The organism is Salinivibrio sp. EAGSL (assembly GCF_013366455.1).
Classification (GTDB): Bacteria; Pseudomonadota; Gammaproteobacteria; order Enterobacterales; family Vibrionaceae; genus Salinivibrio; species Salinivibrio costicola.
In genome coordinates this window covers 1-5,757 of record NZ_JABWMG010000040.1, presented here as the reverse complement: position 1 = coordinate 5,757, position 5,757 = coordinate 1, and the positions used below count along the sequence as shown (strand labels likewise).

Here is a 5,757-nt window from a genome sequence, read left to right as displayed (position 1 = left end):
GTGGTGAAGTTGGTCATTCGCCTTCAATACGCGATAGATAGTGGATTCACTGGCGGTATACTCGCCTTGATCAGCCAGTCTCGGTACGATTTGGCTGGGTGGTAAACTGGCGTAGTCAGCGTCATTGCAGACATTTAAAATGTGCAAACGCTCTTGCTCAGGTAGTCTGTTTTTCGGTGCGGCTCTAATGGCAAGAGGACGCAGGTCTGGTCTCACCTGACCTTGTGATGAACGCCAACGTCTCAACGTACGTTGTGGTATCTGCATAAGCTTAGCTGCCTTGTACTGAGGGGCACCATTCGCGACGGCTTCATCAAAAAGCTGTAGCAGCGTCTGGCGCCTATCGAGAGGGGTTAGTCCTCCTCGTTATCGCTCTCGTACAAGACATTGAGCTTTTTTGATAACACCAGTAGCGCTGTCGTTTCGGCAAGGGCTTTATCTTTGCGGCGTAACTCAGTTTCTAAGCCACGAATGCGTTTTTTCTCAGCTTTGCGCGCGGCCTGCTCAGCCTTCTTGGGCTGTTCAGCTTGGCCTGCTCCGCTAATACAAGCGCGCTTCCATTCTTTTACTTGCTCGGGGAATAAGCCCCGCTCGCGACAATATTGGCTCAGCTCGGCTTCTGACAGGCTGGCTGTTTCTATGACAGTGGGAACTTAGCTTCAGCTGACCACTGCTCGGTGTTTTTTTGATGTCCTGGCACGGGTTTACCTTCGGAACGGAGTTTACTGCGCCAATTTTACAGCGTTGCCTCGCTGATGTGTTCTTCGGCTGCAATTTCTGAGATGGTTTTATTATTCGGTGGCAACAATTTCTTGAGGATAGCGGCTTTTCTTTCTTCGGAATATCTCGGCATAGTGTCCTCCATTAGCCCTCCACTGCTGGATTTTTGGGCGATTCAAGATCTGGACAACTATCCTGACACCGGGGGACACCGTCGACGATGTGACCAAAGCCGCCAAGCAAGAAAAAACTGGGAGTAACCCTGTTGGGATCAGTGTTTTAGGTGAATTATCAATAACCTCGCCTTAGAGAAAAAAGAACTTTCAGTCACTAGGTAGTTAGAAATACTCGCTTATCTTAATGACCAGTCCTTGTTGAAAGCGTCAGATTTTTTACAGATTTGAGTTTATTTTGTGACCTCATACGTAAGAAAGCGCTTTCTTTGTGATTGGGTTATCAGAAATGATCATAAAACGAGCGTTAATGTAATAGTGCGCTTAATGCAAAGGCTGTGGAAGATTGGCAGTAAGCTCTTCGAAAGCCTTCGAGATCTTTTTGACCATTCTGACCGTGACTAGCGTCTTTTTTTTGGCCTTACAAAGAAAGCGCTTTCTTTTTTACCCTACATGTTGGTGGATTTATTATGAAAATTTCTAAAATTAGCCTTGCTATTTTGGCAGTGTCTGCAGGTTTTGCTTCACTACCCTCGTTCGCGGAAAAATCAGACGGATTTGAATTTCATGGCTACTTTCGAGCTGGTTCCTTATTCAGCGAAAACGATGAGTTCAAACGCTCTAAATTTCCGGGATCAAAAGAGAGGCTAGGCCGCTTAGGTATCGAGTCTGATAGTCACTTTGAATTGGCGTTGCAGAAAAACTTTGAAAATGAGAAAGGTCAGAAAATACGAATTAAAACACGAGCTGGAGCTAATAATGCTGAATATGCTACAAACCAGCTAGGAGCCAATGCAGATGCGGCAAATAGTGAGATTGGTATGATCGAAACGTTTGTCGAGTTTGAAGGTGTCACAGAAACTGGAACCATTTGGGGAGGAAAGCGTTTTTACGGAAAAGATAATTACATCTTTATGACTGACCTTTTTTATACTGATATGTCAGGCACTGGCTTAGGAATTGAAGGTGTAGAGTTAGGTGGGAATAAGTGGGACTTTGCGTACATTGCTAGCGACGACTCAGGAGATACCGAATTTTGGGGGGATAGCAATAACATCATGCATGCTGCCCACGTAGGTATCGATTTCGACGGCGTTGAGCTCCATGCAATGGGTAAATATTTGCCCGATAACATGATTGATATCGACGGTCAAGGCAACTCAGAAGAGTATGCTTCAAGTGGCTTTGACCTTACAGCGATTTTTCACTCAGAGAGCGTGTTTGGTCTATCTGATAAAGGGTTTACCAAGTACATTGGTCAAATGGGCAAAGGTTTAGGTGCAGGGCAGTTACTCGGTGGAACACTTACAACATATAATACCTATGCGCCAGGAAACAACTCGTTAAGCTACAAGATCACAGGCACTGACTGTGGAACGTCTTGTGTAAAAGCAGTAGATAGTGATGACGTGTCGGCACGGGCTTTAGTCTGGGGGGGATACTTCTTCGATAACGGTGTTAGCGTTTTCCACTCAATCCAAGGACAGTACAATGACATGAATGATGGTAGTACTGACAGCTGGGTATCAGCGATGGTGCGACCAACGTTCCCTATTAGTGAAAATTTGTCATTTGTAACAGAAGCTGGCTACTTACAGAATCACGGTGAAGATGCTGCAGGCAACACAACAGATAGCTACGACTATAAACTAACTGCTGCGCCCACATTTAAAGTCGACACTGGGTTTGGGCCAACTCCAGAGCTGAGATTACTAGCTACATATATTAATGGTGATGAACGAGACTCAGATGTAATCATGGGTATTCAAGCAGATATGTGGTGGTAATTGCTACACTCTATGACTACTGCCTGGAGCTTTTATTGAATAAGGCTCTTTTAATGAGAGTTCGTTTTCTACTCTTGCCGCTATTATTGGCGGCTCTTTTTATTTTTGATGGGGGAGGCCATGTTTAGTTTTAAAAAAATGAGTTTGGTTACAGTTTCTATTCTGTTTTTTTCAGGGTGTTACAGTTTAAGTGATGAAGGTACGCTATCTTCTACTATAGAAGCACCCTATTTTCCTGAATGGAAAAAAATTGATAGCGAGATAAAAAAAGAATCTGCTCTGGAAGAAGCAATACGGCATATCGTTTCATTGATGACTTTGGAAGAAAAAGTAGGTCAAATGATACAGCCTGATTTGCGAAATATTACACCTCAAGAAGCAAAAGATTATAAAATAGGTTCTATTTTAAACGGTGGTGGAGCAGCGCCCGGTGGCGATAAATATGCCACCGCACAAGATTGGGCTAATGAAGCTGATAAATACTGGTTAGCACTTGACCAAGCATACTCAGACCGCGATTTCAATATTCCGTTTATGTGGGCGACAGATGCAGTGCATGGTCACAATAACGTATTTAATGCGACTATATTCCCTCATAATATTGGCTTAGGGGCAACCCGTAATCCGGACTTGATTGAAGAAATTGGTCGAGTTACTGCTCGTGAAGTCGCTGCTACGGGTCTTGACTGGACTTTTGCTCCCACTGTTGCAACACCTCGTGATTACCGATGGGGACGAGTTTATGAAGGTTACTCTGAAGATCCGGCACTCGTGTATGAGTACTCGCAACGTATGGTGAGAGGAATTCAAGGCGGAGAAGAAGGCTTAAAAACTGATAAAAATGTTATTTCTAATGTCAAGCATTGGATAGGAGATGGTGGTACGTTAAACGGTGAAGACCATGGAAAGAATCGATACACAGAAGAGTATCTTCGTAATATTCATGCGATGGGATATATAGGGGGTCTCAATGCTGGCGCACAAGTCGTCATGAGCTCTTTTAACTCTTGGTGGAATCCCCGTAATTATGATCCGATGGTTAACACAGAGTCTGACTATATGCAGAACCAGAAAATCCACGGCTCAAAATACCTTATTACTGACATTCTAAAGGGAAAAATGGGTTTTGATGGGTTTGTTGTTACCGATTGGAATGGTCAAGGAGAAATCAATAACTGTACTCCTGCTAACTGCCCTCAAGCGGTAATTGCAGGCAATGATATGTTCATGGTCACTGCTCGTAATGACTGGAAAGAGTTCTATCATAATGTAATCAAACAGGTTAAATCAGGTGTTATTCCCATAGAGCGCATTAATGATGCAGTAACACGTATATTACGTGTTAAAATGCGAGCTAACCTATGGGAAAAACCCAAGCCTAGTATGCGTTCTTTAGCTGGTAAACAAGAAGTTTTGAGTGCTCCTGCACACACTTCAATTGCACGTCAAGCGGTATCTGAATCTCTCGTTCTTCTTAAAAATGAAAATCAAACATTACCTTTAAAAAAAGATGGAAAAAAATATCTTGTTGTAGGTTCAGCAGCTGATGATATTACAAAGCAAACCGGAGGTTGGTCGTTATCTTGGCAAGGAGATGGCAATACTCTTGAAAAAGACTTCCCAAATGCTCAAACAATGCAAATGGCAATGGAAGAGGTTGTAGGTGAAGGAAATATAATTACTGATGTATCTGATGCCTCCCCGGAAGAAGCCATAGCAGTAGTTGTTATAGGTGAAGAACCATATGCAGAAATGTTCGGAGATATTCCAGCATCAAAAACACTTGAGTTCTCTACCCTTAAAAAGGAATATAAATCTGATTCAGAACTAATTAAGTCGCTTAAAAAGCAGGGTTATAAAGTGGTAACGATTTTTTATTCAGGTCGTCCTCTTTATGTAAACGAGGAAATTAATCACTCAGATGCTTTTGTTGCTGCTTGGCTTGTTGGAACTGAAGGGCTTGGCATTACGGACGTATTATTTGGCGATAAGGACTTTACTGGGAAGCTCTCTTACACATGGGGCGCGACTAAATGTTCAACAACAATTAATCGAGCAGCGGTTAATATTCCAAATTATATTACACCTGTTGACGGTCTTACGGGCGAACCTATTGAACAAGAACTTGATGGTCAGTTTGGGCAGCTTTTCCCTTATGGTTATGGCTTGAACTATGCAGGCGAAACAGCTGTGGATGCAGCTTTTAACGATTTAAATAACCTGCCACTAGATCCACGCGATTTCGGCTGTGGTGTTGAAAAACCTGACTCGGATATGGCTCAATTACCTTTAGAAATTTTTGGTAAGAACGCTAAAGGTGAGTTTACAGCTCGTATGAGCGGCGAAGTAAATGGTTGGGTTGGTGTGGATATATCCAAAGGAGAAACATCTATCGAATCTGTTACTACAACAGGTATTGACTATCAAGGAATGCAACAGTCAGCAATTAATGTGAAATTCGCAGGAAAGTCAGATAGCTTTAAAAATAGCTCATCTGCACAAATTTATATGCAAACACCCGACGGTAAAGGTATTGATTACACTCGGTACATGAATGCTAAGTCGACGGTGGAATTCGATATTCGTATGAGGTCTAACAAACCAGAAAAGTTAATATTATCTACGCATTGCGAATATCCTTGCCGTGGGGAAGTCAATATCTCAGACGTTCTTCCTGAAGAATCTATGCAATGGAATAAAGTAAAAGTTCCGCTAAAATGCTTAAAAGAGTCTGGTATGTCATTTCAAAAAATGAACACCGCATTCTTGCTCTTCACGGATGAACAAGTAGAGTTTGATATCGGAAATATTCGCTTTGTTCCTCAAAACGAAAAGCCATCACAGGGTGTAGTATCATGCGATGACTTGCTAAACGAGTAATTAGTAGCTGACGTAAAAGGAAGTGTAATATTAAATTGCACTCCTCCCCCTGCAGTCGTGAAGGATTTTGATCATATGTAAAGCATATTACATGGACTGTTGGTATGGTCATAATTGGAATATTTTAAGATGGGTATCAGGTCAGGGCGAGATCGCGAACGTTTTTTAACCAAAAAAGGATCGGTTTGACGATCACC

Annotated in this window: 3 protein-coding genes and 1 pseudogene; 2 read left to right on the top strand and 2 right to left on the bottom strand. The window is 42.5% G+C overall.

Translation table 11 applies throughout. The features are described 5' to 3' along the window. The coding region (locus HLG76_RS14555; protein WP_175993927.1) for a helix-turn-helix domain-containing protein at positions 1–267 on the bottom strand (267 nt) is incomplete at its 3' end. Next, positions 241–333: pseudogene (locus HLG76_RS15130) on the bottom strand (hypothetical protein); the annotation flags it as partial. The gene HLG76_RS14555 and the pseudogene HLG76_RS15130, both read right to left, overlap by 27 nt. Before the next feature lie 1,030 nt (positions 334–1,363). On the opposite strand from HLG76_RS15130, the gene HLG76_RS14550 reads away from it, so the two are divergent. Both HLG76_RS14550 and HLG76_RS14545 read left to right on the top strand, forming a co-directional pair. After that, positions 1,364–2,680 carry a carbohydrate porin gene (locus HLG76_RS14550; protein WP_175993926.1) on the top strand — a complete coding sequence of 439 codons (1,317 nt, stop codon included), beginning with the start codon at positions 1,364–1,366 and terminating at the stop codon, positions 2,678–2,680. Between the two features lie 120 nt (positions 2,681–2,800). Then, positions 2,801–5,560 carry a glycoside hydrolase family 3 protein gene (locus HLG76_RS14545; RefSeq protein ID WP_175993925.1) on the top strand — a complete coding sequence of 920 codons (2,760 nt, stop codon included), beginning with the start codon at positions 2,801–2,803 and terminating at the stop codon, positions 5,558–5,560. Positions 5,561–5,757: the final 197 nt, after the last annotated feature.